Source organism: Aliisedimentitalea scapharcae (assembly GCF_045277565.1).
Classification (GTDB): domain Bacteria; phylum Pseudomonadota; class Alphaproteobacteria; order Rhodobacterales; family Rhodobacteraceae; genus Aliisedimentitalea; species Aliisedimentitalea scapharcae.
The window spans coordinates 142277-158527 of record NZ_CP123585.1 but is presented as its reverse complement, the minus strand read 5'-3'; the positions used below and the strand labels follow the sequence as shown (position 1 = coordinate 158527).

Here is a 16251-nt window from a genome sequence, read left to right as displayed (position 1 = left end):
ACCTCAATAAGATTCAACATTTTAAGCCACGATCGGAGAACACTATGGACGGAAACGATATGAACACTTCGGGCGGATGCCCGGTCATGCATGGGGCTGTCGGCAACGGCGTCAGATCGAATCGCGATTGGTGGCCAAACCAGCTGAACCTCAAAATCCTGCATCAGCATTCACCGAAATCCGACCCGATGGGCGCTGATTTCAACTATACCGAAGAATTCAAGAAGCTGGATCTGGGGGCGTTGAAGCAGGATCTGTATGCGTTGATGACTGACAGCCAGGATTGGTGGCCGGCAGATTATGGGCATTATGGTCCGTTCTTCATCCGCATGGCGTGGCATGCAGCTGGCACCTATCGCAGCGCAGATGGTCGGGGCGGTGGATCAACCGGCAACCAACGGTTTGCCCCGTTGAACAGCTGGCCCGACAACGGCAACCTGGACAAGGCGCGACGTCTGTTGTGGCCGATCAAGCAGAAATACGGAAATCAGATTTCCTGGGCCGATTTGATGATCCTGGCAGGCAACTGCGCAATTGAATCCATGGGCGGCAAGACCTTTGGGTTTGGTGGGGGTCGTGCCGACATATGGGCCCCAGAAGAAGACATATATTGGGGTATTGAAGACACCTGGCTGGGCGACGAACGCTACTCTGGTGAACGCGATCTGGAAAACCCATTGGCTGCGGTGCAGATGGGTCTGATCTATGTGAATCCCGAAGGCCCCAACGGCGACCCAAAGGTGCTGGCATCGGGCCGGGACATCCGCGACACTTTTGGCCGCATGGGCATGAACGACGAGGACACTGTGGCGTTGGTCGCCGGGGGGCACACCTTTGGCAAGGCACATGGCGCGGGAGATCCGTCCCATATCGGACCCGAACCCGAAGCAGCCCCAATCGAGGCCATGGGCTTTGGCTGGCTCAGCACCCATGCCAGCGGCAAGGGCGGTGACACCATCACCAGCGGCATCGAAGGTGCCTGGACGGCAAACCCGATCAAATGGGACAATGGTTATTTCGACCTGTTGTTCGGTTATGACTGGGACCTCACCAAAAGCCCTGCGGGTGCCTGGATCTGGGAACCTGTCGGCGTCACCGAAGAAGACATGGCCCCTGCCGCGCATGACGCGACGCAGAAGGTCAAGACCATGATGACCACCGCCGATATGGCGATGCGCATGGATCCGATCTATGGCCCGATATCGAAACGCTTCCACGAAAACCCGGATCAATTCGCCGAGGCCTTTGCCCGTGCTTGGTTCAAGCTGACCCACCGCGACATGGGGCCCAAGGCGCGCTATCTGGGGGCCGAAGTTCCGGCCGAAGACCTGATCTGGCAGGACCCGATCCCCGCCTCGGACACCAATGTCACGGACGCGGATATCACTGCGCTGAAAGCATCGGTTCTGAACGCGGACCTGAGCGTGTCGGAATTGGTTGCCACCGCCTGGGCGTCGGCTTCGACTTTCCGCGGGTCTGACAGCCGCGGCGGTGCCAACGGTGCCCGCATTCGTCTGGCCCCGCAAAATGGTTGGGAAGCCAACGACCCCGAGCAACTGGCCCGTGTTCTGGACACTCTCGAAGGGGTCCGTACCGCCTTCAACGCCGGATCCGGTCATATCACCATGGCTGACCTGATCGTGCTGGCAGGATCGGCAGCGGTAGAACAGGCCGCGCGCGATGGTGGCCATGATGTCAAGGTGCCCTTTGCACCGGGGCGTGGTGATGCAACGGCCGAACAAACAGATGCCGAAGGGTTCGACGTTCTGGAACCGGTAGCGGACGGGTTCCGCAACTATCAGCAAAAACAGTTCAGCGTCTCGGCCGAAGAACTGCTGGTCGATCGGGCACAGCTGTTAACATTGGGTGCGCCAGAGATGACCGTTCTGGTCGGTGGTCTGCGGGTTCTGGGTGCCAATAGCGGTGGCAGCAAACATGGGGTGTTCACCAATCGGGTCGGCACGCTGAGCACCGACTTTTTTGTAAACGTGTTGGATATGGGCACCGAATGGAAAGCCAGCGCAGATGCACCCGGTACATTCAACGGTCACGATCGGAGCACTGGTGACGTTAAATGGACCGCAACCCGGGCCGATCTCGTCTTCGGCTCGAACTCGCAATTGCGAGCCCTGTCCGAAGTGTATGCCCAGAACGACAATCAGGCAGCCTTTGTCTCTGATTTCGTCGCCGCCTGGACAAAAGTGATGAACGCGGACCGCTTTGACCTGAGCTGACCGGGATCAACCGGGCGTGGGTTCGTCCCACGCCCGACTTACACCCAGGCCAAAGTGGCAGCAGCCAGAACCAGGTATCGCGTGCCTTTTGCCACCGTGACCAACACCAAAAAAGGAACCAGCGGCTCCCGCATCACACCGGCAACCACGGTCAGTGGATCCCCGACAATCGGCAGCCAACTCCCCAAAAGCGACCAACGACCATAACGATGATACCACCCCTGTGCTCGGTGCAGCTGTTGATCATTGACGGGAAACCAGCGTTGATCCCGATACCGTAGCAAAAACCGACCCAGTACCCAGTTGACTAACGACCCCAAAACATTCCCTACCGTCGCCACACCCAACAGGACACCCACCGAATGGCTCCCGTTTAACAACAGTCCGACCAGGACTGCTTCGGATTGCATCGGCAGAACCGTCGCCGCGATCAACGCCGAAGCAAATAGGCTCAGGTAACCAATCATGGCGTCTTTCCCCCGGGATCCAGGGGTCCATTAAATGTTCCAAACACAAAAAGTCTGGCTCCCCAGTGTCATTGCAATCGCCGCTTTGTAGCTCTGTGACGCGACGAGAACCATCATTGACTGCCTGACGAGCGCCCGGCAGCGTTATGCCGTGCATGATCCCGGTTGGGGTGTTGATCTCCCTCCGTCTGAGGGCCGTCTTCCGTCGTGCCGGAGAGGCGAACAATCGCTTTCCAACCCACCAGTCCGGGAAGCTACTAACCCCTTTTTCGCCGTACCTGAAATGACCCTAATTGCGCCGATTATCCTGCATCCGGTACCAGGCAAAAGCGGGTGGTAGCGACCAGCGCCGAAATGGACCCAGTTCGAACCGGCGCAACCGGCGCTGCATCAAATCGGGGTGGGGCAATGCGCGGCGACCCAACGCCAGATCAGCAATCAAAGCCCCAGAGTAATTTGCCATCGTTACGCCATTGCCGTGATACCCAAAGGCACCCCACATATTATCAGCGCCCGGCAACGCCCCTGCAAAAGGCAACAGATCGCGGGTCATGCAAATCAGACCTGACCAGAAATACGGCGTCTCGACATGCGTCCAGGCCGGAAACATCCGGTCAAAATCCGCCCGGGCAATGGCCCGGGTACGGGTCAAATGGGCTTCGCTGACCCGCACTGAGCCGCGCAAACCCAACATCATTCGATTGTCCGGCAGCAGGCGAAAATAGTGCAGCAATGTCCGCGTATCGACGAACATTTGGCGACTGGACCACCCTTGGGCAGCGATTTCTTGATCACTCAAGGGGCGGGAGACCAAAATGTTCGATTGCACAGGCAAATATCGGTTGGCCATCGCACCGGGCACGTCGTCGCTGGAGTATCCGTTGGTGGCAATCAACAGCTTGTTTGCCCGGACTTGCCCCTGTGGCGTGGTCAACACATGTGCCCCGTCCCGATGAATCGCAGAGACCGGCGTGTCGGAAAACATGCGAACGCCTGCTGCCTTGACCGCACGTGTCAAACCCAAAACAAACTTCATCGGGTTCAACGCAAACCCGATCGGCAAATGCCCCGCAGCGTAAAAATCGGGACTGTCCATACCCTGCTCGGCCATTTCACCCTTGGGCACAAACCGGTAGGGCAACCCATAGCGGGCTGAATAGCTTTCTCCATAAGCCCTGAGATCGGAAATCGCTGCAGGTGTATGGGCAACAGAGGTATAGCCCTCGGAATGCCGGTCAACATCCAGCTCGAACCGGTTCAGATATCCATCGACCAGATCCACACCGCCCCGTTCGGCTTCGAAATACTGCCGTGCGTCGGTTTGGCCAAACCGACGAATGATATAGTCGTCCTCGACCTTGGATCCGCCCACGGACACCAGACCACCATTGCGCCCCGAGGCACCCCACCCGGGCGTCTCGGCATCCACCAGCACGACATCTGCGCCCGCCTCGGCCAGACGCAACGCCGCGGACAAACCCGTATAACCTCCTCCGATCACGGCAAATTCTGCGACCACTTCACCGGTCAATTCCGGGTATTCCGGTCGTTGTTTGGGCACTGTGTCGTCCCAAAACCGGTCACGGATCGGGCGGTTCTGGTAGGCCATGGGTTCATAAATGCGCTTCATGTCTACCCCCTCCGGTTACAGTTTGTCGCGCAAGGAAAACCACAGCATCGCCAAAACCAAAAGAGGGGATCGCAACGCCGCGCCACCCGGAAAAGTCGGCGTCGGCACCTTGGCCATCAGGTCGAAACGTTCGGCTTGACCAGATATGGTTTCGGCCGCGATCTGACCTGACAAGGTGGCCATCGCCACACCATGCCCTGAAAATCCCGAACAACTGATCACATTACCTGCCAGCCGCTCAAAATGGGGCATCCGGTTCATGGTGATCCCCAATGTCCCACCCCAGGCGAAATCAATTCGGGTCTCTTTGAGTTGGGGATAGATTTCGAGCATCGGGCGGCGCACCGCCCCTGCGATGTCATCGGGAAATTTGTAGCGATAGCTTTCGGTGCCGCCGAACAGCAACCGATGGTCATCTGAGAACCGGAAGTAGTTCACCACAAATTTGCTGTCTGCCACCGCATGATTGTTTCGGATCAGGTTTTCTTGGGCCTCGGGTGACATGGGCTCGGTGGCAATGATGTAATTGTTGATCGGCATCACCCGTTCGGCCACGTGACGGTTCACATCTCCTAGATATCCATTGCACCCCAGCACCACGTGATCCGCCCGGATTTGGGCCTGATCGGTATTTACAGTTGCCGGGGTTCCATGCTCCAAGTTGGTCATGCGCGTCTGTTCATAAATCCGCACACCGGCCGCAACTGCCATGCGGGCCAACCCCAGTGCCAGTTCCAGGGGATGAATATGGCCGGCCTCCATATCAATGGATCCGCCAAAGTAAGCAGGAGAGTTAACCAGGTGCCGGCATTCTTCGGCATCCAGGAAACGCACCCTGTCATAGCCATAGTCGTCGTTCAGCTTTCGAACGTAGTCGCGGCTGTGTGCCACATAACGTTTGCGATGATCCGCGTGAATGATCCCATCATGAAAGTCCGCATGGACAAAATCGGATTTGGCCAGGCCGCGGACCAGATCGACCGACTGGTTCGCGATGGCCCAAAGCGCCCGGGCGTGATCAACACCCAGCATGTTTTCCAGTTCTTCCTGGTCGACCCGCTGCCCCTGCCCGACCTGCCCTCCATTGCGGCCCGAAGCGCCAAAGCCGACGCGTTGTGCTTCGATCAGGATCACGTCATATCCCCGCTGCGCCAGATGCAGCGCAGTCGACAGCCCTGTGAACCCGCCACCCACCACACAGACATCGCACTGCAGTTGCCCCTGGGCCTGAGCAAACGGAGCCAGCGGCGTTGCGGACGCTGCATAATAAGAGGCCGGATAGACCCCCGGTTGGTCATTGACGGTCAACAGATCCACAGAGGGCCCCATGTCATGCGCTCCGGTACGGCCCGGCGCGTCAGGTGTTGCGATTTCGCGTTGCAGGTCGACACCGGTCAAAGCAACCGGATGGACAGAGGCGACGTTTGACCGAATTTATGATCAAATTATCATTCCTGTCAATCAATGCCGGACGGCACCTGGAGGTCTTTTGGTCTCATTTTCTGTCAAACCAGCCACTTCCTGCCAACTTGGTGCCGTATGATACAGCTTGACAAGAAATACCCATCCACATGGGTTTTGATCAAATACAGGTTTTCCAGCACAATCATGCTCCAAACCAATATACCGAACATGTTTTCTTCTTGCACGCCTTTGGCGGCCTCTTCAAAAAGCAATCTAACCTGACCACCAAAACACAAGAGGACAGATATCTTGAACCGGGGGCTGATGTATCTGGCTGTCTTTGTCGGCGGTGCGTTTGGGTCGGTTCTGCGCGAAGTGTTTTCTGCTCAAATCCCCGGCCTGCCATTTCTAAGTGCAACGTTCGCCATCAATGTCACCGCCTGTCTGGTGCTGGGATATTTGTATGCGATACGTCACCGGGTCCATGCCCATATCGTGCATTTGGGAGCAGTTGGATTTTGTGGCGGGCTGTCGACGTTTTCGTCCTTTATGGCAGAGATTGCCCGGTTTGCAGCCGACGGCAGCATTCATGTGATCACCGCTCCGGGTATGGAAATCCTGTGTGGTCTGGGTGCCGCCATGATCGGAGAGACCATCGGTCGCTGGATGTATGGGGGGGGGCGATTTTCATGAATGACCTCTATCTCCATGGTCTCTTTGCACTGGGTGGTGGGCTGGGTGCTGTCCTGCGTCATTGGATTGCCCAGACGATCACCCATGACCTGCCGGTCTCGACCCTTGTCGTAAATGTCATGGGAAGCCTGCTTTTGGGTGCCTGGATTGCCAACCTGGGCGGCCTCCCTTCGATGGGAGAAGAAGAGCGTCAACTGGTATTCGGCTTTTGCGGTGGGTTCACCACCTTTTCGAGCTTTGCCTATCAGACCCTGAAATTGCACCGCGACCGCAGCGTTTTGACCGCGGCAGGCAACATCGGACTCAGCCTGATCCTGTGTGGCATCGGTTTCTGGTTGGGCCTATGGGGCGTTGGCGCTTTGCTTGGCTGATCCGCTCATCCGATCTTCTGCACCAACCCGGCATCTTCCAGCATCTCGCGGTCCGGCAAGTCACGCAAGGATTTGAGGTCAAACATCATCAGAAACTTTTCCGTTGTTACATAAGTATATGGCGCACCCGGGCGGGGGCTGCGCGGCCCCGTCGAAATCAGTTCGTTTTGGCGAAGTCGGGAGATCACGTCGCGCGAAACGTCCTTGCCAAAAATGTCTTGCAACCCGGCCCTGTCCAACGGTTGATGATAGGCAATAGCGCCCAATACCGCGACTTCGAACTCGGAAAGGTCCAGTGACTGATCCCGTACATCCGCTGCGGCCCGGATCACGACACCGAATTTCGGGCGGGTCCGCAAGCTCCAGCTGTCTCCAACCGCCATCACTTCGTAGGGGCGGTCCACCAGATCCGCCTGAATATCGTCGATCAACAGGTCAACCGACACGCCCTGACCAACCACACGTGCCAAATCTGCCCGCGGCACCGGTGTGGCACTGGCAAATAGCACCGCTTCGATCCGATGCATCCATTCGCGCCAGCGTTGCGCCTGCGGCAAATCCTTCAGTTCGCGGTCCAGATCTGACGTATCCTTTTTCCTGGCCATGTTTACACCCCGTAGATGCGAAAACTGGGTCGGCCAGTCAGCTCCCGAATGACACCCAGGCTGACCAGCCGGTCGCACAGACGGCGGGCCGCCCGATCGGTCATGGGCTGTGAAGTCCCCCGAACGATTGGTGTCAGCATGGTTCCAGGGAAAACTGCGTCCTGTGTCAGAAACAACTCGACCGCCGCATCCGATGCCTTAGCCCGCAGCTTGGGGGCCGCCGCCCGTAGCTGTTCGGCGCGCCGCTCCAGATCCCGTACGATCCGAATGGCTTGGGTTGCCGCCTGAGTCAAAGCCTGGTGACAGCCGGTCATATTTTTTTCCCCATCGGCGGCCTGCCGCACCAATTTGCGCGGCAAGGTCCAACCCAGTAATGGTACCGGTTGGAACCATCCCAACGCCCGTGCCAGGACCACATCGGCACAGATCAACGCCGCAGTTTCCGCCCGCGGCCATCGGGTCAACATTTGCACCAAAACAGATGTCGCCCCGCCGACCGGATCCCCATGTCCGGCCTCGGCCACCAGCGCGGGAACGTCTGGCCCCAATGTCGCTGGAAGCAGATCAGTCAGCAGGTTGAGCCAATTGCGGTGGGTCATCGGCAAACGGGTTGCCTGCGACCACAGCGAGAACACCTCTCCTGCCGGTCCCAACGCCTCGCCCGCACGGTGCAGACATACCGCATCGCGAATGTCGCCGGGGCTATCGCGACGCCCTTCCAGCGTCAGGCAATATTCCGTGGCCTGCAATGCCAACCTTTGACGCAACAACGCCCCCGGAACGCTGGCATGTCGCTGCGCGACGAACGGATGCAGGACAGCCAACGCGGCACCAGAGGAAAATGCAGCCATCTCTGCCGTTTCACCACGCCGGGCTGCAACCCATGCAGGAATTTCAGCACTATGGCCGGTGGATTGGTTGGACAAGGGCAGGATAGGTTTCATCCCGGAAACCTTAACAGCGCACGGCGCTTGGTGCCATCCAAATGCAGGTGAACCGCCGCAGTTTGGGATCCGGCCATTTTTTGCCACATCCTCGGGGGCCTTGAACGCGCGACCGGGGCATAACGGGATCGCGCGTTGCCTTTGACCGTGCAATTTGACAGAAACGGCCCACACACTCAATGACGTCATTCGCGGGAGTCACCATGGCGAATTCTGACACTAATGGTCCCCGCACTGCCTTGGTCACCGGATCGGCCGGTTTCATTGGCAGCACTGTGTGCCTGAGCTTGCTCAAGGCGGGCTGGAAGGTTGTCGGGATCGATTCGATGAATTCCTATTATGACCCCGATCTGAAACGGGATCGCCAGGCCCATCTGACGAAGTACAACAGTTTCATCCCCATCATCGCCAAGGTCGAAGACCCCGGTCAGATGATTCAGCTGTTTGCCGATCACAGCCCTGAAATTGTCATCCATCTGGCCGGCCAGGCCGGGGTCCGCCATTCCATCGACGCCCCCCGCGATTACGTCGAAGCGAACCTGATGGGCACTTTTGAATTGATCGAAGCCGCCCGTGCCCATCCACCTGCACATATGCTGTTGGCATCAACCAGTTCGATCTATGGTGCCAACGAACAGATGCCTTACCGCGAGACGGACAAGGTTGACACCCAGATGTCATTCTATGCCGCCACCAAAAAGGCGAGCGAGGCGATGGCCCATTCCTATGCGCATCTCTATCGCTTGCCGATCACCATGTTCCGGTTCTTTACCGTCTATGGACCCTGGGGACGCCCGGACATGGCCTATTTCAAATTCACCCGTGCGATCCTGGATGGAGAGCCAATCGACATCTACAACCATGGCAAGATGCAACGCGATTTCACCTATATAGACGATCTCGTGACTGCGATCATCAAGCTGGCCGATGCACCGCCGGGAGAACAGCCAGTTGGCGCGCACGACAGCCTCAGCCCTGTGGCACCGTTCCGGGTGGTCAATATTGGGGCCAGCCAGCCGACGGCGCTGATGGATTTCATCGCTGCAATCGAACACGCCATCGGGCGGACCGCAAAAAAACGGATGATGGGCATGCAACCCGGCGACGTTCCGGCCACATGGGCCGAAACCCAACTGTTAAAGGATCTGACAGGGGTCACATTAACCACATCCGTCACCGATGGGGTTCGCCAATTTGTCGACTGGTACCGCGACTATTATCAGGTCTAAAGCACGTCTTTGGCCGGAATTTCCGCACTGAGCAGGCACAGGTGATCACCTGGCGCGACCACAGGGTTGCGCCGACAGATCGAGATTACTCCGGCCCGATCTGCGTGATATGCCGCCCGTTGCTCACCAAAATTGTGCAAGTCGTGCAACGTCGCCAAAAGATCTCCGACAGCGACCTGATCCCCCGGCGATACATGCAATTGCGCCAACCCGTGATGTGCAGCGCTGGTAAAGCTGCTGTGACCAGAGATGTCCATGAAACGCGTCTTGGGCGGAGTTGTCTCTTTTTGGATCAGACCCAGATGTGACAGCACGCGCCGCGTGGCATCCCAGCCGATTTGAAACGCGGCCGGTGAAAAGCGCCCCAATCCGCCCAATTCGCAGGACAGAAACCGGGTGTTTTGCAGATATGCGGCGGTGTCGAAATCGCCACCAGTCCCGTCAATTGGGCAAACCATCGTAAACGGAGCACCAAACACATGCGCCAACTCCAAATTGGCCGCATTCAATGTCGCGTCCGGTCCGACACACAGAAACCCGCAATCGACATACTCTGTAGCAGTACCACCAGAATGATAGTCCAACACCACATCTGCCCGCCCGATCAGATGCGCGTTGACGAAGGCTGCAATCGCTGCCGTTGGTCCTGATGTCGGATTCCCGGGGAAACTGCGGTTCATATTGCCGCCGTCCAGCGGTGACACCCGCGCCCGCGCCCGCACGGCAGGGGTATTCAACGCAGGCAGAAATATGATCCGCCCCTGAATGTCGCCTGGGTCCAGCGTTTGCATCAATTGGTGCAAAATCACCTGACCTTCGTATTCATCGCCATGATTGCCCGCACTCATCAATACCGTTGGGCCATCGCCCCCGTTGATCACACCAACCGGCACGCGGATGGCGCTAAATGCCAAGTCATTGCTGGAATGGGTCAGGTCCAGAAACCCGCTGCGTTTACCAGGAGCGTCAAAATCAAAACTTGTCCTGACTGGGCCGTGTGTAAGCATGGTCAATTTCCATTCATTTGAGAAGCTCGGGGGGGTCGGATCACCAGCAATCCGGCCCCCAAGATCATTGCCGCCCCCAACAACAGATTGAGTGACGGAGTTTCACCAAGAAACACAACAGCCATCAACAGGGCCGAAGGGATTTCGATATACATGAACGGCGCGAGGAACGACGCCTCGGCCATCCGGAACGCATAGATCAGCAACACATTGCAAATCACAGAGACCCCAGCTATCGCGGCTAGCCGTGGCAGGTATTCGACCACGTGCGGACCCAGCTGTGTCCACACCAAAGGGGTCAACAGTATCGCTCCGATCCAGAATTGCAGGAACAGTGCTTGAATTGGATGCCAGCGCACCGCCACCACCCGATTCAGAAACAGGTACCCGCCGTACAGGCATCCGGTCAGCATTGCAAAATAGGCACCAACGGCGGGGGTTGCTCCGGGGTTCAGGGCAACGAGAACTCCGATCAATCCCAGCATCAGGGCCAATGTTCTGGCAGCGGTCATTCGTTCCTTCAGCACCAGAACAGCCAGGACCGAGGCAACGATTGGCGCAAAGGAGTAATAGGTCATCGCCTCGGCAAATGGGATTGTGCGAAACGACAGAACAAAGCTGCCAAAGGCGGCAATAATGATCACGGCCCTCAGAGCTTCGGTCGCGACAGCGCGACGGGTGGGACGGCCCGGACGCTGCCACAGCCAAATCGGGCTGATCAGCACGGCCGACCCCAACAGGCGCGCCCAAACGATGACCAGCACACCCAGATGATCCGCTAGCGATTTGGCCAAGGCATCGGCGGCGGGAAACATCGCCAGCGACGCCACCGCCAAAGCTGCGGCACCATATGGAATCCTTTCAGGAACCGGGACGGATTTCACGTTTACGCTTGGCAACATAGGCCTCCAGCTCTTCCTCGACACCGGGGTCGATCGGTGGTTTTTCATAGTCGCGCAGCAGTTGTTTCCAGATGCCATTGGCACGTTGTGTCGCTGTTCTGGCCCCATCATCCTGCCAGGTTTCAAAGTTGCGCCAATCGGACAGGATCGGGCTGTAAAAGGCATCTTCATATCGTTCCAACGTGTGCGCCGTGCCAAAGAAGTGTCCGCCCGGTCCGGCCTCAGCCATGGCATCCAGCCCGATGGCCGCATCGCTCAGGTCGATCGGGTCCAGCAACGCCGATTGCAATTGCAACAGTTCCGCATCCAGGATCAGCTTTTCGAACGAGCAGGTCAGCCCGCCCTCCAACCAACCACCCGCGTGCATCATCACGTTGATATGGCCCTGAATACATGCATTGATCGACATGTCGGATTCATATGCCGCCTGGGCGTCCACGCAGGCTGCGCCAGTGGTGTTCGAAGACCGGATCGGCAATCCATAACGGCGCGCCATTTGGCCGGAGACCATTACCGATTGCGCATATTCGGGTGTACCAAAGGCAGGCGAGCCAGTTTTCATGTCCACGTTGGAGGTGAAATGCCCATAAAATACCGGCGCACCACGACAGGCGGCCTGTCCCAACACCACCCCCGCCAAGGCTTCGGCGTTCTGCTGAACCAAGGCTCCGCCCACAGTGGCCGGTGCCATGGCCCCGGCCAACGTAAATGGCGTGATGTGAACAGGCTGCCCGGCGCGGGCAAATTCGATCATCGCCTCGGCCTGGCCATCATCCAGCAACAAAGGTGAATTGGTATTGATCCCACCCAGAATTCCCGGCCTCTGGCGCAGCTCGTCCTCGCTGACTTGCAACGCGATGCGGGCCATTTCGATACAATCGCGGGCCCGTTCGGCCGTATTCATCCAACATGGCTGCCAGCCCTTGTCGCACAGCGTCGTCTGCGCCAGCATCATGTCCAGATGGCGGGTTTCCGGCGGCAGCTCCAACGGTTCGCACCCTGCCCCTCCTTCGTGGTGAAAGACATTGAGCGAGGCCGACAGCTTTACGAAATCCTGCATGTCCTGCAGGGTTCCAGCCCGCCTACCCCGATCCAGATCCGAAACGAACGATGGGCCGCATACGGTGGCAAAGGTCAAAGAATTGCCACCCACAGTTACTGTTTTTGCAGGGTTACGCGCATGAATGGTGAATTCTGAAGGAATCCCCGTGATCATCTCTTCGATCTGCGCCGGGTCAAAGCGGACGATATGGCTGTCCGCGTCGACATTTGCACCAATATCGCCCAGCAACTGCCGGGCAACCGCGCTGTCCACCTTGAGCCCAATATCGCGCAGCACGCGAAGGCTGGCGTGGTGGATGGCTTCGACCTGATCCGCTGAAATCAATTCAACCGGACGCAGCGGGTTGTGCAGCTCGGCAAAGGGGCGTTGAGTGATCCCGGAGGTCCGGGGTTTACGAGGGGTGCGGCGACGGGCCATTTCGATACTCCTGTTGGGTTTGTGGATTGGGGGCTCAACCCCCAGACACCCCCGCCCAGGTTTCCGAATGGATCACGTCAAAATATGCCAATAGCGCGCTCATGGTATCAGATATATCCCGAATACTGTTTTGGGACGACGGCCCGGTGCATCCATTCCACGCATGCGATGAAATCATAAACGGGCAAGCCAGTCGCAGCCCGCACGTCATGCGCGTATGGTGTCAGCGACGTACATTCCAACACCACTGCGCCTATATTGAGGTCGCGCTGGCGCGCCTCGGCAATCGAGGCAATGACTTCGTCGCGCACATCGTCTGTTTCATAGCTGGTTTCCGATCCGAACATGCAAAACGACCGAAAGGTCGGGGCGTTCTCCAACCCTGCCACGGTGATACGATTGTCCAGATCAGCGCCAACGGCGGTGAAGAATTCGTTGGTCAGCAATTTGCCATCCGCAGTCACCACCGCCACCGATTGATCGGGTTTCAACATCTGATGGATGACCGGGATCATCATCAGCGGAGAAGTCATCACCGGAATGGCCACATGTGCCGCAACAATGGGTTGGATCAGCGAAAAGAACCCACAGCACATCGCCAGAGCGCGCACTCCGTCTTTCTCCATCTGTTGCGCGGCGGCGATGCACTTCTGGACTGGTTCGGTATAGCTGCCATCCGGATTTGTCAGCGGGGGAAAGGGGTTGTCGAATACCCCTTCCATCACCCGCAGCAGCACCGGAAACGGATAGGTGGTCGCATTCCCCACATCGCCGGGCGGCATCGGGAATTCCAATCCGTCGAACATCAAAATTCCGACGCTGTAGCCCTGATAGGGCTGGTTGGCAGAAACGAACATGACTTCACTCTCCTGTTAGTTTTATCGCATCTTCTGTCCTGATGGATCATAAAGCGGCTCCAGGTGCAGGCGTGCCTTGTGCAATGATCCGAACAATTCGACCTCGTATGTTCCGCTTTCGCTATAGTCACCGCTGTTCACATATCCCAAAGCGATATGCTGGCGCGCCACAGGCCCCCAACCGCCGGATGAAATGTAACCCACCGGTTTGCCATCAAGGAAAATCGCCTCGTCCCCCCAGATCGCCAGGTCCCCGGCATCGACAGTCAGGGTGACAGGACGTTCCTCGGCCGGGCCATAGCTTGCCGCCGCGTCGCGCCCGACAAACGCGCCCTTGTCCAGCTTTACGTGATGCATCATCCCGCATTCATGCGCCTGATAGTCGGCGGTGATCTCCAGCCCCCAGGCGGGAAAACTCTTCTCCAGCCGCAACATCATCAGCGCCCTAAGACCACACAACCGCATCCCGTGACCGGTGCCCACCTCACGCAGCGCATCGAACAGCTGCGGCTGGTCAGCACGCGGCAGGTACAGCTCGTACCCCGTCTCCCCGGTGTAGGAGACACGCAGAACGGTGACCCCGTCGATGCCCGCCAGCGACATCTGCCGCGCATCCATGAACCGCAGGTCCGCAGGCGTCCCCAGCAGATCGGACAGAACCGCCGTGGCGTTCGGCCCGGCGATGTGCAGCCCGGCCAGATCATCCGACAGGTTCCGCATCACCACGCCCGTGTCCGGCATGTAGCGGTTGAAATGTCGGATAAAGGCCAACTGCATCGCATAAGTCCCAACCACCAGATAGCGATCGCCGAGATTGGAGATGGTGAAATCCCCCACCACGCGCCCCTTTTCCGACAGCATCGGGGTCAGGCACAGACGCCCTGGTTTCGGCAGGCGATTGGCCATGATCCGGTCCAGATACGCCTCGGCTCCGGGGCCGGAAAATTCGAACTTCGCCATGTCGGAGAATTCAAACAGCCCGACGGCCGCGCGCACCGCGCGGCCCTCCTGTGCGACCGGCTCCCACCAGTTGGGCTGGCGGTAGGTCAGACTGTCCTCGGCCTCCACCCCTGCGGGTGCAAACCAGGTGGCGTGTTCGCTGCCAAAACCGGTGCCGAACACTGCGCCCTCGGCCGCCAGCCGGTCATGCACCGGCGATTTCGCCTGGGGCCGCGCGGCAGGGAAGCTTTGATAGGGAAAGATCTTTTCCGAGCGGTGTTCATAGAAATACCGCGTCATCTCCTCGGTGTATTTCGCGGTGGCGAATTTGCCGAACCGCGCCACGTCCCAGTTGAAGATGTCGATCTCGGGCTCGCCCCCGATAATCCATTCCGCCATAACCCGGCCAATGCCGCCGCCCTGGTTGAACCCGGCCATCACCCCATTGGCGCAGAAGTAATTCCGCAAGGCTGGATGCGGCCCGATCAGCGGCCCCAGGTCGGGGGAAAAGATCATCGGCCCGTTGATCACCCGTTTCACCCCGGCTTCGCCCAGAACCGGCATGATCTCCACCGATTTCTCGAAATTCCACTCCATGCATTCCAGATTGTCGGCCAACAATTCATGCCCGAAATCCAGCGGCGTGCCTTCTTTGGCCCAATGGGTCATCTTGAGCTCATAGGCACCCAGCAGCATCCCCATGCCTTCCTGGCGTGCATAGGATCCGGTTTCATTGTCGTTGATCTGCGGCAGCTCGAACCCAAGGTTTTCGATCAACGGTATGTTTTCGGTTACCAGATAGTGGTGTTCGACCGGCATCAACGGCAGTTCGATACCTGCCATCCGCGCGACCTCGCGCCCCCACAAACCGGCGGCATTCACCACATATTCGGCGTGGATCGTGCCCTTGTCGGTTACCACATCCCAGGTGCCATCGGCCCGCTGCGTGGTGGCGATGACCGGCGTGTGCCGGTGAATCGTTGCGCCCAGTTTGCGCGCCGCCCCCGCAAACGCCATCGTGGCCGAGGCCGGATCCACATGGCCGCCCTCTTCCTCCCAAAACGCGCCGATCATATGGTCGGTGTCCAGCACCGGGGCCTTGTCCTTGGCTTCTTCCAAAGAGATGAAATGTCCCTCGATCCCCAGTCGGCGACAGGCGCTTTGCATCATGGCGTTGCTGTCGATTTCATCCTGGGTCCGGCAGACATTGATCCCGCCGGTAAAATGGAAGCCACAGGGCTGGTCGTATTTTTCCTCCAGCTCACGGTAAATCTGAAAGGTATAGCGGTGCATTTCGGCGGATGCATTGGGCCGCACCACGGTGAACAGCCCCCCCGCCGCGTGCCAGCTGGAACCGGATGTCAGCTCCTGCCGTTCCAACAGGGTCACGTCGGTCCAGCCGTTTTTCGCCAGATGATACAGGATCGAACAGCCGACAACGCCGCCGCCGATCACCACCACACGTGCTGTCGAATTCATGATGTCACCT

At 58.3% G+C, this 16251-nt stretch carries 14 protein-coding genes; 4 read left to right on the top strand and 10 right to left on the bottom strand.

Going from position 1 to position 16251, the window contains the following annotated elements; translation table 11 throughout:
• Positions 1 to 44: 44 nt before the first annotated feature.
• Positions 45 to 2234, top strand: coding sequence for a catalase/peroxidase HPI (gene katG, locus QEZ52_RS21410; protein WP_343211830.1), 2190 nt, complete (start codon positions 45 to 47; stop codon positions 2232 to 2234).
• A gap of 38 nt (positions 2235 to 2272) precedes the next feature.
• On the opposite strand, the gene QEZ52_RS21405 is transcribed toward katG, so the two are convergent.
• The 3 genes from QEZ52_RS21405 to QEZ52_RS21395 form a co-directional block, all read right to left on the bottom strand.
• Positions 2273 to 2701, bottom strand: coding sequence for a YqaA family protein (locus QEZ52_RS21405; RefSeq protein WP_343211829.1), 429 nt, complete (start codon positions 2699 to 2701; stop codon positions 2273 to 2275).
• Positions 2702 to 2990: 289 nt separating this feature from the next.
• Positions 2991 to 4331 carry an FAD-binding oxidoreductase gene (locus QEZ52_RS21400; RefSeq protein ID WP_343211828.1) on the bottom strand — a complete coding sequence of 447 codons (1341 nt, stop codon included), beginning with the start codon at positions 4329 to 4331 and terminating at the stop codon, positions 2991 to 2993.
• Positions 4332 to 4346: 15 nt separating this feature from the next.
• On the bottom strand, positions 4347 to 5648 hold the full coding sequence (locus QEZ52_RS21395; RefSeq protein WP_343212026.1) for an FAD-binding oxidoreductase: 1302 nt from the start codon (positions 5646 to 5648) through the stop codon (positions 4347 to 4349).
• A 396-nt stretch (positions 5649 to 6044) separates the two neighbouring features.
• Between QEZ52_RS21395 and QEZ52_RS21390 the strand changes: the two genes are divergently transcribed.
• A complete protein-coding gene (locus QEZ52_RS21390) occupies positions 6045 to 6428 on the top strand; it encodes a CrcB family protein (protein WP_343211827.1) in 384 nt (127 codons plus the stop codon).
• On the top strand, positions 6425 to 6799 hold the full coding sequence (locus QEZ52_RS21385; RefSeq protein ID WP_343211826.1) for a CrcB family protein: 375 nt from the start codon (positions 6425 to 6427) through the stop codon (positions 6797 to 6799). Before QEZ52_RS21390 ends, QEZ52_RS21385 begins: the two co-directional genes overlap by 4 nt.
• A gap of 5 nt (positions 6800 to 6804) precedes the next feature.
• Here QEZ52_RS21385 and QEZ52_RS21380 read toward each other — a convergent pair whose 3' ends face one another.
• A complete protein-coding gene (locus tag QEZ52_RS21380) occupies positions 6805 to 7404 on the bottom strand; it encodes an SMC-Scp complex subunit ScpB (RefSeq protein ID WP_343211825.1) in 600 nt (199 codons plus the stop codon).
• Between the two features lie 2 nt (positions 7405 to 7406).
• A complete protein-coding gene (locus tag QEZ52_RS21375; RefSeq protein ID WP_343211824.1) occupies positions 7407 to 8348 on the bottom strand; it encodes a DUF1403 family protein in 942 nt (313 codons plus the stop codon).
• Between the two features lie 203 nt (positions 8349 to 8551).
• On the opposite strand from QEZ52_RS21375, the gene QEZ52_RS21370 reads away from it, so the two are divergent.
• Entirely contained in the window at positions 8552 to 9577 is a 1026-nt protein-coding gene (locus QEZ52_RS21370) for an NAD-dependent epimerase/dehydratase family protein (protein ID WP_343211823.1), read from the top strand.
• Here the strand turns inward: QEZ52_RS21370 and QEZ52_RS21365 are convergent.
• The 5 genes from QEZ52_RS21365 to QEZ52_RS21345 all read right to left on the bottom strand — a co-directional run bounded on the left by QEZ52_RS21365 (position 9574) and on the right by QEZ52_RS21345 (position 16241).
• Positions 9574 to 10584, bottom strand: coding sequence for a succinylglutamate desuccinylase/aspartoacylase family protein (locus tag QEZ52_RS21365; RefSeq protein ID WP_343211822.1), 1011 nt, complete (start codon positions 10582 to 10584; stop codon positions 9574 to 9576). The two genes, QEZ52_RS21370 and QEZ52_RS21365, sit on opposite strands and share 4 nt — an antisense overlap.
• 2 nt (positions 10585 to 10586) lie before the next feature.
• Entirely contained in the window at positions 10587 to 11486 is a 900-nt protein-coding gene (locus tag QEZ52_RS21360) for a DMT family transporter (RefSeq protein WP_343211821.1), read from the bottom strand.
• On the bottom strand, positions 11446 to 12966 hold the full coding sequence (locus QEZ52_RS21355; RefSeq protein WP_343211820.1) for a trimethylamine methyltransferase family protein: 1521 nt from the start codon (positions 12964 to 12966) through the stop codon (positions 11446 to 11448). The genes QEZ52_RS21360 and QEZ52_RS21355 overlap by 41 nt, the downstream gene beginning before the upstream one ends.
• A 107-nt stretch (positions 12967 to 13073) precedes the next feature.
• Positions 13074 to 13823, bottom strand: a complete 750-nt coding sequence (locus QEZ52_RS21350; protein ID WP_343211819.1) for an aspartate/glutamate racemase family protein — start codon at positions 13821 to 13823, stop codon at positions 13074 to 13076.
• Positions 13824 to 13844: 21 nt separating this feature from the next.
• Entirely contained in the window at positions 13845 to 16241 is a 2397-nt protein-coding gene (locus tag QEZ52_RS21345) for an FAD-dependent oxidoreductase (protein WP_343211818.1), read from the bottom strand.
• Positions 16242 to 16251 lie beyond the last annotated feature (10 nt).